Source organism: Desulfovibrio sp. UIB00, assembly GCF_022508225.1.
Lineage (GTDB): Bacteria > Desulfobacterota > Desulfovibrionia > Desulfovibrionales > Desulfovibrionaceae > Desulfovibrio.
This window is the reverse complement of the sequence record NZ_JAETXJ010000003.1, coordinates 148,177-165,815: the sequence shown is the minus strand read 5'-3', so window position 1 is coordinate 165,815 and position 17,639 is coordinate 148,177. Positions and strand designations below refer to the sequence as shown.

Below are 17,639 nucleotides of genomic sequence, written 5' to 3'. Positions count from 1 at the left end.
CAGCATGAAGCATCTCAGACAGGTCAAGGCCTCTGCCGGTTCCGGCAAGACCTATGAATTGACGCATTGTTTTCTGCAAAGGCTGGTGCAGAGCGGGCCGCCCGCAAGCGCTTCCGCTTCCTCGGCTTGCGCGCTTTTTCCGGGGGGCCGCTGCGGCTGGGGCGACATCCTCGCCATTACCTTTACCAACGCTGCTGCTACCGAAATGCGCGACCGCGTTATCCGGCAGCTCAAGAGCGCGGCCCTCGGGCAGCCCATGGGCGGGCTTGCGCTATCACCCGAGCAGGCCTCCCGCTGGGTGGATGTGATCATGCGCGATATGGGCGCGCTGAACATCCGCACTATCGACAGCCTTCTGCACCTCATTGTGCGCGCGGCAGCGCTGGAACTTGATCTGCACCCGGATTTTCAGCCCGTCTTTGCCACCGAAGAAGTGCTCACTCCCTACCTTGATGTATTGCTTGAACGCGCATGGCAGGGCGATGAAACCATGCGTTCCCTGCTGCGCGAGGTCTATCGGGCCATGGCCTGGCGGGAGAACAGCACGGGCTTTCTTGCGGGCGAAAAGCTGCTCAACCAGTTGCGCGGCCTGCTGGATGACGTGCTGCTCGGGCGCTTTGAGGATATTTCGCCCACAGAAACCCTGCACAAGCGGTTGAGCGAAGTGGAAAGCATGGCCGTAACCCATGCCAATATTTTTCTGGCTGCTGCGGCGGGGAGCGGACTCAATTTCAGCAAAAACGCTCTTGCCGCTGTGGAGGCCATTGCCGCCGGGCAGTGCAAAACTTCGGCATATCTGAGCAAGGCCAGCGCCTCTGACCTTTTTTTGAAAAAGCCCGTGGTCAGCGACGAGGTGCAAAAAGCCTACGAGGCTTTTGCCCGCGCCGCCGGTGTGCTGGTGGATACCGCTCCCCTGCTGCGTCAGGCCGTGGGGCTTGCCCCTGTGCTCCTTCTGGCGCGTACACTTGTGCAGGCCTTTGTGCAAAACCAGCGGCAGGAAGGCAGCCTGCCGGGTCTGCTGATTCCGCACATGGCGCGGCAGGTGCTTGAAAGCGACAACGGCGTGCCCGAGGCCCTGTGCCGCATGGGCTCGCGCCTCACGCATTTTCTGGTGGATGAATTTCAGGACACCAGCAATGAGCAGTGGTACGCCCTGCGCCCCCTTGTGGAAGAAGCCCTCTCGCGCGGCGGCTCCCTCACCTGGGTGGGCGACGTCAAGCAGTCCATTTACGGCTGGCGTGGGGGCGAGCCGGAACTTTTTGACGGCGTGTTTGACGATGCGGGCCTCACAGCCCTCGCGCCTGACGGCCAGCGCGACAATCTGCCCTACAACTGGCGCAGCCGCCGCGAAATCGTGCAGCATAACAACGGCATCTTCGGCCCGCTTGCGCAGCCGGACATGGCCGCAAAGGTCATGGCCGCACTTTTGCCATCGGGCACCCCGCCGGAAATCTGCGGACAGGCCGCTCAGGGCCTTGTACGCGCCTTTGCGGGCACGGAGCAGCAATGCCCAGAAAATGCCCGCGAGGGCGGCCTTGTGCGCGTGGAAACCATCCTTTCCGTGGATGCCGAGGCTCAGGGCGAAGACGTGCTTGAACGCCTCTGCACCCTGTTACATGAGGATATTGAGCCGCACCATCCGTGGGCTGATGTGCTCATTCTCGTGCGCAGCAATGTCAAGGCCACACTTGTGGCCGACAGGTTGATTCGCGAAAATATCCCCGTGATTACAGAAAACAGCCTGCGGCTTGCTGCGCATCCGCTGGTGGTGCAGGCCGTGGCCCTGCTCTCCTTTCTTGATAATCCCGAGGACGACATTGCCTTTATGAGCCTCGTGTGCGGCAGCATATTCAGGGAGCATCCCGAAGCTGCGGCCCTTGCGCACGAGGACATTGCTGGCTGGTGCGCCGCATCCAGGGGCGGGCCTCTGTTCCAGCGGTTCAAAAGGCGCTGGCCAGAAATCTGGCAGCGGCTGCTTGCCCCGTTCCACAGTCAGTCCGGCCTCATGACGCCCTATGACATGACGCTCGAATGGTTTGCCCGGCTGGATGTGGAGCGGCGCTACCCCGAGGCGGAGACCTTTTTGCGCCGCTTTATGGAAGTGCTGCACAGCGCGGAAGAAAAGGGCCTTGCCACCCTGCCCACATTTCTGGAGCACTGGCGCGCCAAGAGCGGCGAAGAAAAGGTGCCCATGCCCGAAAACATGGATGCCGTGCGCGTCATGACCATCCATAAATCCAAGGGGCTGGAAGCCCCGGTGGTCATTGTGCCGTGGACAGACCTGCGCGCCCGCATGGGCAATGAAACCGTGATGGTCGAGCGTGATGGTCTGCGCCTTGCCGTGGGCAACAGAAAGCATCTGGGCGCGCCCTATCATCAGGAGCTTGCCCGCCAGTGCCGGGAGAACGTCCACCTGCTCTACGTGGCCTTTACCCGTGCGCGCGATGCGCTCTATGTTTTGCGTACCAGCACTGTGGGCGGGCGGGGTTCTACCAGTGATGTGCTGGACATGCTCATGGGAGAGGCCGGGTTCACCGCACCTTACACCGTGGGCGAGGAGCTAGCCGCGCACGATGCTGCTCCGGTCGCAACTGCGACGAGGGGATCTGCCGCACCCTGGGGCAACAAGCCGGAGATTGCGGAAAGCCCGGAAGGCGAGGAAATAGCTACTTCTGCGGATGGTGCTCATGGCAATGATTCTGCGGATTCCGCTGGTTTTGCCGACCCCGCATGGCGGCCCATGCAATGGTTGCCGCGCCTCAAGATTTTTCGTAATCCGCTGGCAGGATTCAGTTTTCGCGCTGAAGACAGGGGCAGCTTTCTGCATCTGTGCCTTGAACATCTGCACATAACGGGCAATCCGCAGGCCGACGCGCAGGCGGCGTTGAACTTCGGCCTTGGGCACTTTTCGCTGCCAGTGCCGGACGAGGCCGCGTTGCGGGAAAATGCCGCTGCGGCGCTGCAATGGTTTGCCTCGCAACCTCAGGCTGCCCGCTGGCTGCAAACAGGCTGGCCCGAACATTCGCTCATGGATGCCGAGGGGCGCTTGCTGCGCATGGATTTGCTGGTGCATGAGCCATGGGGGCCGCTGGTGCTTGATTATAAAAGCGGTCAGCCCGAAGCCGACCATGTGGCGCAGCTACAGACCTACCTTGCCTGTCTGGAAGCCGGGAACGACTGCGCCCCCGGCAGTGCGCGCGGCCTGCTGGTGTACCTTGATTTACGGCGGTTTCAGCTTGTGGAAGCGCACGGCGTTTCGGCCCTTGGCGAGCGTTGCAGCGATCTTTTGCCCGCCACGGAGGCTCAGGCATGAGCGCATCGCCGATTCTTGTTTTTCCCTGGCAGCGGCCCTTTCTGCCCGACCTCAAAGCCTTTCTGACCCGCATCGGCAAGGGGCGGGCAGGTGCAACCCTGCTGATCGTGCCCCACAACCGGCCCTGGCGTTACCTCACCAAGCTCTATGCGGAAGAAGGCTATCAGGGCTTGCTGCCCAAGGTCATGACTCTGGCGGATGTTATCTCGGCCTGGCGCTCGCAAACCAGCGCAGATCCTCTGCACACGGCCAACGTGCTGGACAGGGTCGCCCTGCTGCACGAGTGCGTAATGGGCCTCGCGCAGGATGACGAAGGCCTTGCCGCACGTTTTGCCCGCATGGACATGGCGCACTTTCTGCCCTGGGGCTTGCGGCTTTCAAACCTGCTGGAAGAAATGCTGGGCCAGCGTGTGGCTGCTGTGGATCTCAGCCATGTGGAGCAGGAGGTTTCCGGCCCTGCGGCTGCCCTGCTGGGCGCTCTGGGGCGCATAGGCAAGGCCTATGTGGCCGCGCTGGAGGCCCGCCGCTGGACAACGCCGGGATTGGACGCCTTTACCGTCAGCGAAGACGGACTTGCCCTGCCTCGTTTTTTTACGCCCGCAAATGACCGCCCCGTTGTGATGGCCGGATTTTCGCTGCTCACCGGCAGTGAGGAAGCCCTGCTGCACAGGCTGTGGCGGGCAGGCGGGCAGATATGCCTGCATGCAGACCCGGCGCTGGCTCTGGGCACCGCGCCGCACTGGGCATGTGACGCGCAGGCTGCGTGGCTGCGCCGCTGGAAGGCCACTGCTCGCCTTGCCGTGGAACCCACGGACGCCGAGGCCGCACATAAGCCGCGCATATCGTTTTTTGCCGGGTACGATTGCCATTCGCAGCTTAAAGCTTTGCATGAAGAACTGGCGGCGCCGAGCGCCAGCAAGGGCGGCAGCAATGATTTAGCCGCGCCTGACGGGCTTTCCACGGCGGTTGTGCTCACGGACAGCGCCCTGCTCATGCCAGTGCTGCACCATCTGCCCAACAAGGACGTCAACGTTTCCATGGGCTACCCATTGGAGCGCTCGCCCCTTAACCGCCTGCTTGAGGCTCTGCTGCAATTGCAGGAAAACAGGACGGAAGATGGCCGCTATTACTGGCGCAATCTGCTTCAGTGTCTGCGGCATCCTTACCTGAACCTGCTGCGCGTGGATGACGGCAACGCAACGCCCCTTTATTTGCGCGAGGTCTTGCGCCGCATTGAGGGCATGATTCGCGGCGGGGCGCGGTTTGTGGATATGAACGAGGTTGCGCGGGAGTGCGCCCCGGGCATGCATCCTGCGCTTTTTGAGCTTTTTGAAGCCACGCTCAATGTGCTGGTGCGTCAGCCGGGGCAGGTGGACACCACCGAGGGCATGGCCCTGTGCCTGCAAAACATCTGCGATTTTCTGCTGCGCAACGGCGGCGACATGTGGCGGCATTTTCCGCTGGATGCGGAGGCCATGTACCGCCTTGCCCGCCACGCGGCCCCTGTGTTGCGGCAAAACTGCCTTGCGCAGACGCCCTTTCCCACCAGCGTCTTGCACGGCATAGTACGCGAGGTGCTGCAACAGGAGCGAGTACCGTTTGAGGCGGAGCCGCTCACGGGCTTGCAGGTGCTCGGCATGCTTGAAACGCGCCTGCTGCACTTTGACAGGGTGCTTATTGTGGATGCCACGGACGACAAACTGCCAGGCAACCCTGCGCAGGATCCTCTGCTGCCCGATTCGCTGCGGCAGGTGCTTGGCCTGCCGGATGCCCGCAGGCGTGAGCGCGCCACTGCCCACACGCTGTATCGGCTCTGCGCCGGAGCGCAGGAGGTGCGCTTTTTCTGGCAGGAGGGCATCAGCCGTTCTGCGCTTTTTGACGGCAAAAAAAGCCGCAGCCGCTTTGTAGAACAACTGCTATGGGAAGAAGAACAGCGCCGTGGCGAGCTGCTTGTGCCCGGTCAGGGGCCGCTGGACATGGCCCGTTGCGTGGTGCGCAGCACCCCTGCCGCTCCCAAAAGCCTGCCCCGCACAGAGGCCTTGCACGAGGCCATGCTGGCCCTGCTCCAAAAACCGCTTTCGCCCACAAGGCTGGATGTTTACCAGCAATGCCCTCTGCGATTTGCCTGGCAATACCTCTGCAGGCTGCAACCGCCGCAGGAGGTCAACGAAGGCGACGACCCCGCAGCCGTGGGCACCTGCATTCACGATACGCTGCACGCGCTGTATGAACCGTATCTCAATAAAGAGGTGCGCCGGGGCGATATCAGCCGCGAGACCATGCTTGCGCGGTTTCATGAGGAGCTTGAAAAGGCCGACCTGCGCCGCATCTTACCGCCGGACAGCTGCCTCATGCTGGAAGAAGCCGCCCCTGTGCGTTTGCAGCGTTTTCTGGACAATCAGCCCGACAGCACCATTATTGTGGCGCTGGAGGAAGAACTCAAGGCCACGCTGTCGCTGGCTGGCGGCGAATATTCTTTCAGGGGCATAATGGACCGCATTGACCGGCGGGATGACCTGCTGCACATCCTTGACTACAAGACCGGCAGCCTTAAATTACATGATGGGAGCTTGTGGGGCGACATTCTTTATTTCAGGCGTATTGAGAACCTTTTTGAGGCCATGCGACAGACGCAGGCGGGAGGCCAATATGAGCCGGACGCTCAGATGCTTGAAGATATGGATGCCCTCTTTGAAGAACTGCGGCCCCGGCTGCCGAGCCTGCAATTGCCCTGCTATGTGAGCATGGCTGTGGGCAGCGGCCTTGGCCCGGTTGGAGACGCCGCGCTGGTTGAACTGCGCAATGCTGGCAGGGAGTATCCGCTTTTTGGTGGGCTGGTGGATGAAGACCTGGCGGAAGCCATTGGGTACTGCCACGCGGCGCTTTCTCTTGTATTGCTGCACATGCGACATGCACCGTGCTTTACGGCGCGTCCAGACCGCCATTGCGACTGGTGCCCCTATGCGTCACTGTGTGCGGAATAACGGCCCGGAATACATATATTAAAGATGATTGTTGCGTCTTGTGAAATTACCAGCTATGCTTCCCGGCAAACATAGGTATGTCGTTTGAAATCGAAACGATGCAAAGTGGCATGCTGCTTACGGACAGGACGGAGGTCTTGCAATGTCTTTTCCCGCACTCAAGATAGGTGATCTCACGGCTAAAATCCCTGTAGTTCAGGGTGGCATGGGCGTGGGCATTTCGCTTTCCGGGCTGGCGTCGGCTGTTGCCAATCAGGGTGGTATCGGCGTCATCGCCGGGGCCATGATCGGCATGAAAGAACCCGATGTGGCCAAAGATCCTCTTACAGCCAATCTGCGCGCCCTGCGCAATGAAATATTGAAAGCACGCGAACTCAGCAACGGCATCATCGGCGTTAACCTGATGGTGGCGCTTACCACATTCAGCCAGATGGTGCGCACCGCCGTTGAAAACAAGGTGGACATCATCTTTTCCGGCGCTGGCCTTCCCCTCGACATGCCGCATCACCTGTTGCAGGTGTGCGAGGAAAAGAAGGAAGAATTCAAGACAAAGCTGGTTCCCATTGTTTCCTCGGCCCGAGCTGCCACGGTAATCGCCAAAAAATGGGCCTCGCGCTTTGGTTATACGCCTGACGCCTTTGTGGTTGAAGGCCCCAAGGCCGGCGGCCATCTCGGCTTCAAGGCTGAAGAGTTGCAGGATCCCGGCCACTCGCTTGAAGTCCTGGTGCCGCAGGTGGTGGATGCCGCCAAGGCCATGGAAGACAAGTGCGGCCGCGCCGTGCCTGTTATTGCCGCTGGCGGCGTGTACTCCGGCGCGGACATCATGAAGTTCCTCGATCTTGGCGCTTCCGGCGTGCAGATGGGCACCCGCTTTGTGGCTACCCACGAATGCGATGCCGATGACCGCTTCAAGCAGAGCTACCTTTCCGCGCGCGATGAAGACATCACCATTATCAAAAGCCCGGTGGGCATGCCTGGCCGCGCACTTGGCAATGAATTCATCACGGCCTCGCGCGAGGGCAAGAAAAAGCCTTTCAAGTGCGTGTTCCACTGCGTACACACCTGCGAACAGGAAAAAACGCCGTACTGCATCGCCCAGGCGCTCATCAACGCCATGAAGGGCAATCTTGAACGCGGCTTTGCCTTTTGCGGGGCCAATGTGGCCCGCGTGAACAAGATCATCTCGGTGCATGAACTCATGGACAGCCTGCAAAAGGAATTTGACGATGCCATGAGCACCCTGAGCAAGAGCGTGCAGAACATGCAGAGCAAGCTCAACTTCAGCATCAAGAGCTAACGCTCTACCCTTCCTGAAAATGCAAAGCCGGGTCTGGATTTCCAGGCCCGGCTTTTTCGTGCGTCATAGTCAAATATTATGTTGATGCTGCGTGCGTTATTTTCGCATTAACGTCAGTTTGAATTTGCAGCGTTTGACTGTGCTGTGGCGCTCACTTGCATCAACTGGGCGCAGTCTGGGCACCTGCGCTGTAATTCAGCAGCATTGGCGACAATGTCTAGGGAGCTGCTGCCAGTATAACGGGCAGCCAAGGAAGCACATTCATTCGCATCGATGGGCGATGTGTGTTTGAATCCACGCTGGGCCATCTCTGTTACAAGTTCCTCATGCCGCGCAAAAAGTTGCTGCGGGTCAACCAATCCACCGAAAAGAAAGCCATCTATATTTTTGCCACGCCGCATGCTGCCAAGGAGCATATGCAGTTCCACATGTTCGCCCAACAAATGTTTGCGGCACAACCCCTTAGGGGGCAACATCCACATGCGCATACGAGTTTCCTACAAACAGAAAAAGTTTTCGCAGATAGACCGCCGTATACGAAAAGGCCCGAATCCTGAGATCCGGGCCTTGATGTATCAGTTGGTGGCGACCAGCTTGCGCTAGTCGTTGACCGTGCGGGAGTATTCCAGAGCCTTGGCCTGCTCCTCGAAGTTCTGGAAGCCGGAGTGATGCAGGGCATCCTCAACAGTTTCGTCCCAGTTCCAGGTGGCGTAGATCACAGGCTTGTGGAAGGTGGAGCGGAAGCTCTGCAACTCGGCCCGATAGAAGGCTTCCTTGGGCGTGTCGAGGTGATCGCGGAACTGTTCGTGCCGACGCTGCAACTCGCCCTCGTACCATTCCTGAATATCCTGCGGTTCCTTGTACTTCTTGAGGATATGACCGTAGCCGGTCTTTTCCATCAGGTCGGCAAGGCGCTTGTGGTGTTGGGCGGCAAGCCATTTGCCAAGGTCGGCGGCAGAATGGTTTTCCCCTTCCACAGAGGCGATATCAAACACGGTCTGGTAGTAGGTATCCGGCACCACAGAGGCAGAGGTGATACCCGCGATGGCAACCAGGCCGCGCAGGATGATGCTGTTGGACACGCCCTGACCGCAGAAGCCCACCTTCTTGGCGTACTTCTGGCCGGTGAAGATGCTGACAAGGATGGCCCAGACAACAGCCGGATCTTCCTCGTCATAGATGTGGGACAGGCGCGAATTGTCGCGGTCTGTCGCCAGCACCATCTGGGTCATGTCGTTGGAGCCGATGGAGAAGCCGTCAAACTCAGTGATGAACTGCTTGGCAAGAATGGCGTTGGAAGGCAGCTCGGACATGAGAATGATCTTCAGGCCGTCCTGGCCGCTCTTGAGCTTGTGAACCTGCTCAAGGTAGCTGCGCATGGAGCGGGCTTCTTCCAATGTACGCACAAAGGGCAGCATCATGCGCAGGTTGGAGCCGCCGTATACGCCGCGTGCCAGCTTGAAGGCTTCAATTTCCCAGTCATGGATATTGCGCGAAACGCCGCGATAGCCAAGCATGGGGTTGTCTTCGTTATGTTCAAAGAGGCTGCCGCCCAGCAGGTTGCGGTATTCGTTGCTCTTGAAGTCTGTAGTGCGGTACGTGATGGGCTTGCCGTAGAAGGCCATGGCAAAGAGGGCCAGGTTCTGGGCCAGGGTCTGAACGTAGTGCTCCTTGCCGGTACGGAATCCGCGAGCCTTGATGATGCCGCGAATTTTGTCCGTCAGGTTGCGCAGGTCGTCCATTTCCTTTTTCAGGCCGGAACGCAGGCTCACTTCTTCACGCAGATGGTTGATGTTGTCCATCAGCTTGGTGACTGCGGGCATATCCTTGATCCGGCGCACATGTTCTTCAACAGTGGCTTCGATTTCAGCAACGCGCTTGGCAGATTCGGGGTCAGCCGGATTCAGCAGGGCCAGAGCGTCATCGTAACCCATGATGATGCGCACATGGTCGGCCAGATCATTGGAGGTCTTGAGCACTTCAATACGGCGCGAGGCCATTTCGAGGTGCTGGTCAACCTTGTGATCCAGCTCGCGCATTTTGCGGTGCTGCATCAGCACTTCTTCCGCATTCAGGCTCTTGCTCGCTTCGGCAAAGGCTTCCACCTCTGCGGCAAGGCCGGTCACTTCGCCCACGTATTCGCGTAGGTTGAAGTTGAATACAATCAGCCCGGCTGCCATCTGCTCGCGCAGCACCTTGGAAAGGCGATTTTCAAGCTCTTTCAGCTTGCTGTGCACCACATTTTCAAGCTCGCCGTTGTCAAAGGCTTCCAATGCCTGCGGATGGATGCTGATGTTGCCAAGCATGAATTCCGCGCGCAGCAGGCCCACTTCAAACTGGGGGAAGTTGCGCAGACGGGAGAGGAACAGCGCCTGACCCACGTCGGCCAGCACAAGGCCGACCTTGGTCTTGGTAGGGGGCAGTTTGGAGAGATCCATTTCGCCGCCCACAAGGTGCAGGGGCAAAAGGCCTCGGTAAACCTTGCCGCGTGTGCCGTCAACGGTCACTTCCGCGCCGTCAAGCGCGCGCAGGATGTCGAGACGCTGGATGCCGATAACAGCGGCAATGCCAAGCTCGCGCGAGGTAATGGCCGCGTGGCTCGTGTCGCCGCCCACATCGGCCATGATGGCCGAGGCCACGCGCATGCCCGGCACCATGTCCGGGTCGGTGCGTTCGGCTGCAAGCACATCGCCCTTGGCGATCTTGTTCAGTTCAAGGGCGGAGCGCAAAAAGCGCACCGTGCCCTGACCTGCACCGCGTGAAGCGCCGTTGCCTTCCACCAGCACTTCGGCTTCGGCGGCGGCTTTGGCGTCCACCTCGCGGCGGCGCATGAAGATGGTATGGGGGTGCAGCTCAAGATCATCGTTCCAGCGGGTTTCGGGCCGCGCCTGGACGAACCAGAGCTTGTCGTTGGCGTCAATGCAGAATTCCGTGTCCATGATGATGCCGCCGTAAGCCTTGCTGACGGCGCGCACGCCCTGGGCAACGCGTTCGGCCTGGCTGAGCGAAAGCGCCCAGCGCAGAGCCTCAAGCTCGGACACTTCCACTTCGCGGGTACCGCCGCGTTCATCATAGACGATCTTCATGTCTTTGCAGCCCATCTGACGGATGACTACTTCGCCACCGTCGTCGCGCTGGAAGACATAAAGTTTGTCAGGCGTCACCTTCCCGCCCACCACAGCCTCGCCGAGGCCGTAACTGGCGTCGATGCTGACCAGTTCGCGGCGGTCGGTGCCCCGGCAGCCCGTGGCGGTATCAGCCGAAAAGGCCGTACCGGAAATCACGGGATTGATCATCTGCATCATGCAGACAGAAAGCGAGGTGTGCTCAATGGCCCACTCAAGCTTGGCGTTTTCAGCAATGCTCTCGTCGCCGGTTTCTTCGGCCTTGGCAAGAGCGTCAAGGATGGCCTCGCGGCGGTAGGTCATGGAACGCAGATTGTAGGCAGAGGAGCAGTCCCAATGGTAGGCTTCTACTACTTTGTCTTCACCCACCATGTTCAGGTAGGTATCCTGCAGACCGGCAAAGGCCTTTTTGCGCGAGTCTTCGCCCGCAGCAGAAGAACGCACGGCCACGGGGGTCATGTCGTCTTCGTTTTCGCGGCAGATGTCGCGGTATGCGCCGCGCACGGCTTCCGCAACATCGTGTGGCACTTCAACAGACAAAATGGCCGCCTGCACCATGACCGAGCGCTTGCGCAACTGGTCGATGCCCTCGGGGGAGGTGGCAAACCCTTCGACTATATTATTGATAAAGGTGCGCAGCTTGGTATTGGTCTGCTCGCCTTCCGCCAGCGCGGCCTGATGAATCTGCTTGCCGAGCTGGCGCACGAACTTCTGCAAGAAGTCCGGATCTTGGTTGATTTCGGGGTCGTTCCAGTCAATGCGCCCGTATTCACGGTCCACCACGCTACGTACCACACGCCCATTAACCTTTGTTTCATCAAGCAGATGATGAAAGGCAATGGATGAGATGGCGCGAAAATGGGGCGCCTGAATGCCCTGGATCTGACTGATCAGGGCAGTGTTGTAGTTCTTACCACCAACAAGCAACTCCGCTTCGGGACCAATCTGCACAATTTCGGCGCCATCAAGCACCAGTTTTTTCTGAACTGCCTCGGGCGCGGCGCCCTTGGGTTTGTTCTGCGCAGGTTTGGCGGCGGGAATCTTAGCCATGTCTTCCTCCGGTTTGGGAAACAGAAGCTTTACAACCTTGGAAATTGTATATCGCCATTAAGGAACTGTCCACAAATTCCAGTAGTGAGCGTAGTAATTAACTTACGCGCACACCGCAATAGGGGCAGAATGCGATGTTATCCATAGGAATGGGCTGACCGCAGGCCTCATTGCCGCATATGCGCGGCACAGGCCCCAGCTCCACAATTAGCTCACCTTCTCTGACCGAAACCATTTGCTTGTTTTCTTTAAAGTCGGCGGTTTTGAGCACACGCTTCACCATGCCGTCAATGGGGGCCAGAACGGCCTTTTCCTGCTTCATGATGGAGACGTTAAAGAGCTCTTCGCCCGCTTTGACCACATCACCGGGATGCACATACATGACCCACAAATCGCCGTTGCTCGGCGCGGCCACATGATACTTGTTGGCCGTATCGGCCATGAGCGTGCTCTTTGCGCCGTTGCCCGAAGGCTGCCGAACCTGAACTTCGCAGCTCATGAATTCGGAGTCGAGCACATAACGGCAGATGGAGATGCCCGCATCGTTGGGGGTGGAAATGCTGAGCAGCAAGAGATGATGGGGCTTGCCGCTGCTGTCGTTGAAGTACAGATCCTGACCGACTTTCAGGCCCTCGAACCATACATGCAAAGGCAGGTTGTTGGGGTCGCCGAACTTGGACTTGAACTGAATGGTCTTGAGCGCGTCCGCCGGATGGTTAAGGTACAGCACGAACTCTTCATCATTGGGCTTGCGCTTCAGAATTTCGGCGCAGGCCTTTTCTTCGGCTGCAAGGTTCACTTCTGCCAGCGATTCAAGGGGCGAAGTTTCAGTGCGGGCCGCCATGGCGCTCTTCCAGTCAGAGCCGAAAGCGCTCTGGTAGACCCAGTCAGCCGGGAAGCCAAGCGGCAGTTTGCCGAACTTGCCCTGAAGCAGGTTACGGAAGGCGTCGTTGCAGTCCTGATAGATGTTCAGGCGCGCGCGGCGCATTTCGTCCGTAAGCTCTTTTTCGGGGGTGCGGGTGACCTGACCCAGCACTTCCAGCAGGTAGCGCACTTCATCTTCGCCGCCCCGCTTCCATGCACCTGTAACGGCCAGAAACGCCGTGTTCCAGGTGATCTGCGAGCCGGGCGTCACATCGTGATAGCGCACGATCTGGCGGGTGCCTTCAAGGAACTTGAGCATGTAGGGCAGCAGGTGAATGTACCCCTGCTTCATGGCGCCTTCCTGCGAGGATGAAGTGGCCCCGCCGGGCATGCCGTGGCGCGTTACGTCATAGTCAATGCCCTGGAAGTACGGCGCGCAGTAGCGGTCGTAATAGGGCATGATCTGCTTGCAGACGAAGTTGGCATCGCGGATGGCGTTTTTATCAAGGTTGCACTTGAGGCCCAGTTCATCTTCAATATAGGCCATGGTGGCAAGCACATCGCCCTGACCATAAGAACGTACCGATGAGCCGAGGCCCACGTCGATGATGTGCGCGCCAGCCTTGGCCGCAGCGCCGCACGAGGGCACGAACAGGCCATCTGTATAGTGCCTGTGATAGTGCAGCACAAGTTCGGGCCAGGCTTTACGCAGGGCTTTGACCAGCTCGTCCATGAAGCGCGGCGGGCAAACGCCAGCCATGTCCTTGAGGCCCAGAATGATGTGTCGCGAGGCTTCCTTGGGGCTTGCGCCCATGATGTCGCCCACCATGCGCAACATGGCTTCGGTAACGCCCAGATAGTGCTTGACGTCAAAACCCTTGGCCCACGACATGGAAATGGCAGGCTGGAAGATCACGTCCTTGCGGTCCATGACCACCTCGGCAATGGGGCGCATGTTTTCCACATGGTTCAAAAAGTCGAAGCAACGCACGACCTGATAGTGGTCGCAAATCATTTCGCCCGTTTTGAGCATGAGGTTGCGCGGCTGCGGCGTATACCCAAGCACGTTGGTGGAACGCACCAGCAACTGCTTGAGGGTTTTGGGCGCAAAGCGGTTCCATTCCTTGGCTTCGGTGAAGGGGTAGGTCATGTTTGCCAGCATGGCTACATGGAAGTGCGCCCCGCCGCCGTTTTCAAGCGAGAAAAATCCCGCATTGTCAAGATAGGGGCCCATGAGCCTATCTTCGGCAAGGCGCAGGCGGTTGCCGGAATTGGACTGCGTGAGGTCGCGGGTTGTGGTGTCGGTAAAGTGCACCAGCCCGGAATCACGGATGTAATCCAGTGTGGCCATGCGGTCGCCCTGCGGATAGGGCGAAGGCTGACGCCGCGCAGCCGTGCTTATGGGCGGCAGCACAGGTTCAAAGGGGCCAAGACAGGGCGTGGAGCTTGAACGGTATTCGCCAAGTTGCACGTAGGGGTTGAAGCCCTTGGCCGAAATTTCGGCCACCAGCTTGGCAAGGCGCTCGCCTTCGGGCGCAAGGTCGGTGTAGACCATGAGCTCGGGATGCGTGGCGATGAAGTTGGTATTGATGCTGCCCTGCTTGAACAGGGGGTGCTTGATGACCTGACGGAAGAAAGGAATGGTGGTCTTTATGCCGCCGATCACATATTCGCTCAGGGCGCGTTCCGTGATGCCAAGCACCTTTTCCCAGTCAGTGGCGTAAGATATGAGCAGCGCGCCCGCAGAGTCGTAGTTGGCGGGGAACTCGTAGCCTGCGCTGATATTGGAATCAAGGCGCACGCCGGGGCCGCCGGGCGACACATATCGCGAAATGAGGCCGGAATTGGGGGCGAAGTTGTCCTGCGGGTTTTCGCAGTTGATGCGCACCTGCATGGCCCAGTACGAAGGACGCTGGCTTTCTTCGCGGTAGCGCAGTTCCGCGCCAAAGGCCACGGCGATCTGCTCTTCCACAAGGTCAATGCCGTAGCGGCATTCGGTGATGCCGTGCTCAACCTGCAAACGGGTGTTAACTTCAATAAGGTACGGCGTACCGTCAGGCGTAACGAGGAATTCGACCGTGGCAAGCGAATGGTAGCCCACGGCGCGCACCAGGCGGCGGGAATAATCCTTGAGCCTGTCGCGCAGGTTCTTGGTCATGCCCGGCCAGGGCGAAGGCGTAATTTCAATGAGTTTCTGGTGGTTGCGTTGCACGGTGCAATCGCGTTCGTCAAAGGCGAACACGTTGCCGTACATGTCGGCAATGACCTGAATTTCAATGTGGCGCACATCGGCAAGGAACTTTTCCACAAACAGGCGCGGATTGCCAAACGAAGCCTGAGCCATGGTGGAAGCCTTGAAAAAGGCGTCTTCCAGGTCAGCCTCGTTATGGATGGCAAAAATACCGCGTCCACCGCCGCCCCCTTCTGCCTTGAGCATGATGGGCAGCCCGATCTCGTTGATAAGCTGGCGGGCGGTAGGAATATCCACGGCTCCTTCAGAGCCGGGCACAACAGGAATGCCCAATTTGCGGGCCACTTCTCGAGCCTGAACCTTGTTGCCCAACAGGTTCATGGCCTCGGCTGTCGCGCCGATAAAGGTGATGCCCGCCTCTTTGCAGCGCTGCGGAAAGCGCGTGTCCTCGGAAGCAAACCCCCAGCCGGGGTGAATGCCGACTACGCCACGTTGTTTGGCTTTGTCGATAATGCGGTCAATATCCAGATACGCGCGGGGGTCTGTCCCGAGCAGCATCAGTTCCTGCGCCGTTGAGGCCGCAGGGGCCGTTTTGTCCACATCAGTCGCAGTCATTGCCGCTACCGCGTCAAAACGTTCGCGGATGGAACGACAAATGCGACGGGCCGGAATACCCCGGTTAGCAACCAGTATTACCTTGCCCTTCAAAAAATCCTGAACTTCCGAGAATGTCTTGTTGGCCATGCCTTTCAGCCCTTTTCTACCGGCGCATTTCTGCCCACGCACCGGCGTTAGACGGCGAAAACACGCTTAGTGCTTCGCATTGGGCGGCGATGCCCCCAGGCCCAACCATGCCGGAATGACCATAATCCCGCGTCATTCCCCCGCAGGGCTCAGCCGGAGACTACCGCAAATGAATTCCTCAAGCCGTCCGTTGATGTTAAGACACAGGCCGCCTGACGTTCCTAGGCCCGCCAGCCAGCCGCGTACGATGCGGTCATCGTCACGCAGCTCCACGTTCTCGCCGCGCCAGAGCAAAAGAGACTCCGCACGGGCTCTCCACCCCTCGGGAAAAGAGTGGCAGTTAATATAAGCTGAAAACATGCGCTTTACAAGGGTTTGCCACAAGGCTTCGGCCACTGGAGGCGTAAAAATGGTGGATTTATGCTGGGCGGCAAGGTTTGTTGCCTCCAGAGCGGCGTCCTCCCGCATCTGTTCCACTGGGGGTGACCAGCACACATTTATACCAATGCCCGCCAGCAGCACCCCGCCCCGCTCCTCCAGCAGAATGCCTGCCAGTTTTCTGGGTTCGGCTTCCGACGCGCACAGCACAAGGTCATTGGGCCATTTCAGGCGCACCTGCCACCCGTCCATTGCCAGAGCCTCCGCCAGCAGGGCACCCACTGCCGGGGCCGCCGCCGTGCCGTCAAAAGGGGGCACAAGCGGCAGACGCAGGGCCGCATACACGTTGCCTGCAGGCGAGTGCCACTGACGCCGCAACTGCCCGCGCCCCGCTGTCTGGCTGACAACCTGAACACTGTCCCACGGATCAAGCCAACCGCGCGCCGCAAGGTTTGCAGCGGTATCGAGGCAAGAGCCGACCTCGCCAAAGCGCCAGATACGCGGAATAAAATTTTTGTCAGCGCCAGTTGGGGAGCTTCCCTCAAACGGTTGGCTGTGACATACTGGGGTCATGGAACTCTACCTCGTCGGCGGCGCAATGCGCGACCTTTTGCTTGGGCGTATGCCCACAGAGCTGGATTTTTCCTTTTCAGGAAGCATGGACGACTTTTTGGCCGCGCATCCCGACGCGGTCTGCGTGGGTAAAAGCGTCAATGTCTGCCTGTGGCGCGGGCGCGAATGCATGCCCCTCAGGGGCGGCACCCTGGCGTCTGATCTTGCAGCGCGGGATCTCACCGTCAATGCCCTTGCGCTCGACAGCGCGGGGCGGCTGTACATGCACCCCAAGGCGGTTGACGACCTGCGCAACAGAATGATGCGTCCGGCTTCGCCCACGGCCTTTGTGGATGATCCCACCAGAATTTTTCGTCTGGCGCGCTTTGCCTCCCGCTGGCCTGACTGGCGCATAGCCCGCGAGGCTTTTGAACAGATGCGCGCCACACCCAAGGCTTTGCTGGCGGGCATTCCTGCGGAACGTGTGGCCAAGGAAATGCTCAAGGCTCTGGCCTTGCCGCGCCCGGCGCGATTCTTTCGCGTTCTGGCGCAAGGGGATTGTTTGTCCCCCTGGTTTGAAGAACACGAGCGCGCACGCTACATTCCCGCAGGCCCCGTGAAGTGGCATGCCAACAGCGTGTTGGGCCACAGCCTGCGGCTGATGGACGAACTCGCAGGCGATGCCATGGCCGTGTGGATGGCCTTGTGCCATGACCTCGGAAAAATTAGCACTGACCCTGCCCTGCTGCCCCATCATTATGGGCATGAGGCGCGCGGTGTGCCGCTCGCACTGACACTTGCCAAAAGGTTGCGGCTGCCGTCAGTCTACGCCAGGGCTGGGGCGCTTGCTGCGGAAGAACACATGAAGGCAGGCATGTTTGCCACCCTGCGCACCGGCACACGCCGAGACCTGCTGTGGCGTGTTAACCAGCTTGGGCTTTCGCGCCCTTTCTGGAAGCTGGCGGATGCCGACAGCAATTCACCTATCAGCAGTTTGGCCTATCCGAGCCTGAAGGCTATAAACGCCGTGCGTCTGCCCGAAGAGTGGCACAACCGGGGCGAAGAATCAGCCCGCAAGCTGCGCGAATTGCAGTGCATGGCCCTGGCGGCACTGAACAGAAAGTGGGCGGCCTAGCCAATT

At 59.4% G+C, this 17,639-nt stretch carries 8 protein-coding genes; 4 read left to right on the top strand and 4 right to left on the bottom strand.

Annotated features, from left to right (window positions below; all coding sequences use genetic code 11):
- The first annotated feature begins 4 nt into the window (after positions 1-4).
- The 3 genes from JMF94_RS06255 (at position 5) to JMF94_RS06245 (ending at position 7,594) form a co-directional block, all read left to right on the top strand.
- Positions 5-3,313: a UvrD-helicase domain-containing protein gene (locus JMF94_RS06255; RefSeq protein ID WP_240824317.1), complete on the top strand. Its 3,309-nt coding sequence runs from the start codon at positions 5-7 to the stop codon at positions 3,311-3,313.
- Complete coding sequence (locus JMF94_RS06250; RefSeq protein WP_240824316.1) at positions 3,310-6,297, top strand: PD-(D/E)XK nuclease family protein; 2,988 nt, start codon at positions 3,310-3,312, stop codon at positions 6,295-6,297. The genes JMF94_RS06255 and JMF94_RS06250 overlap by 4 nt, the downstream gene beginning before the upstream one ends.
- A gap of 142 nt (positions 6,298-6,439) precedes the next feature.
- Entirely contained in the window at positions 6,440-7,594 is a 1,155-nt protein-coding gene (locus JMF94_RS06245; RefSeq protein ID WP_240824315.1) for a nitronate monooxygenase family protein, read from the top strand.
- Between the two features lie 113 nt (positions 7,595-7,707).
- Here JMF94_RS06245 and JMF94_RS06240 read toward each other — a convergent pair whose 3' ends face one another.
- The 4 genes from JMF94_RS06240 to JMF94_RS06225 all read right to left on the bottom strand — a co-directional run bounded on the left by JMF94_RS06240 (position 7,708) and on the right by JMF94_RS06225 (position 16,519).
- Positions 7,708-8,070: a pyrimidine dimer DNA glycosylase/endonuclease V gene (locus JMF94_RS06240; protein ID WP_276612855.1), complete on the bottom strand. Its 363-nt coding sequence runs from the start codon at positions 8,068-8,070 to the stop codon at positions 7,708-7,710.
- 123 nt (positions 8,071-8,193) lie between these two features.
- On the bottom strand, positions 8,194-11,769 hold the full coding sequence (locus JMF94_RS06235; RefSeq protein ID WP_240824313.1) for a PEP/pyruvate-binding domain-containing protein: 3,576 nt from the start codon (positions 11,767-11,769) through the stop codon (positions 8,194-8,196).
- A 97-nt stretch (positions 11,770-11,866) separates the two neighbouring features.
- Positions 11,867-15,568 (bottom strand): pyruvate carboxylase, encoded by a 3,702-nt coding sequence (locus JMF94_RS06230; RefSeq protein WP_240824312.1) that lies wholly within the window; start codon positions 15,566-15,568, stop codon positions 11,867-11,869.
- A 132-nt stretch (positions 15,569-15,700) separates the two neighbouring features.
- The gene (locus JMF94_RS06225) at positions 15,701-16,519 is read right to left on the bottom strand and encodes a biotin--acetyl-CoA-carboxylase ligase (RefSeq protein ID WP_240824311.1); all 819 of its coding nucleotides are present in this window, start codon (positions 16,517-16,519) and stop codon (positions 15,701-15,703) included.
- On the opposite strand from JMF94_RS06225, the gene JMF94_RS06220 reads away from it, so the two are divergent.
- Positions 16,518-17,633 (top strand): polynucleotide adenylyltransferase, encoded by a 1,116-nt coding sequence (locus tag JMF94_RS06220; protein WP_240824310.1) that lies wholly within the window; start codon positions 16,518-16,520, stop codon positions 17,631-17,633. The genes JMF94_RS06225 and JMF94_RS06220 overlap by 2 nt on opposite strands.
- Positions 17,634-17,639: the final 6 nt, after the last annotated feature.

Excerpts from the sequence above, each read along its gene's own strand:
- JMF94_RS06225 (WP_240824311.1), bottom strand. The coding sequence starts at position 16,519 with ATGACCCCAGTATGTCACAGCCAACCGTTTGAGGGAAGCTCCCCAACT.
- JMF94_RS06235 (WP_240824313.1), bottom strand. The coding sequence starts at position 11,769 with ATGGCTAAGATTCCCGCCGCCAAACCTGCGCAGAACAAACCCAAGGGC.
- JMF94_RS06255 (WP_240824317.1), top strand. The coding sequence starts at position 5 with ATGAAGCATCTCAGACAGGTCAAGGCCTCTGCCGGTTCCGGCAAGACC.
- JMF94_RS06230 (WP_240824312.1), bottom strand. The coding sequence starts at position 15,568 with ATGGCCAACAAGACATTCTCGGAAGTTCAGGATTTTTTGAAGGGCAAG.
- JMF94_RS06240 (WP_276612855.1), bottom strand. The coding sequence starts at position 8,070 with ATGTTGCCCCCTAAGGGGTTGTGCCGCAAACATTTGTTGGGCGAACAT.
- JMF94_RS06220 (WP_240824310.1), top strand. The coding sequence starts at position 16,518 with ATGGAACTCTACCTCGTCGGCGGCGCAATGCGCGACCTTTTGCTTGGG.
- JMF94_RS06245 (WP_240824315.1), top strand. The coding sequence starts at position 6,440 with ATGTCTTTTCCCGCACTCAAGATAGGTGATCTCACGGCTAAAATCCCT.
- JMF94_RS06250 (WP_240824316.1), top strand. The coding sequence starts at position 3,310 with ATGAGCGCATCGCCGATTCTTGTTTTTCCCTGGCAGCGGCCCTTTCTG.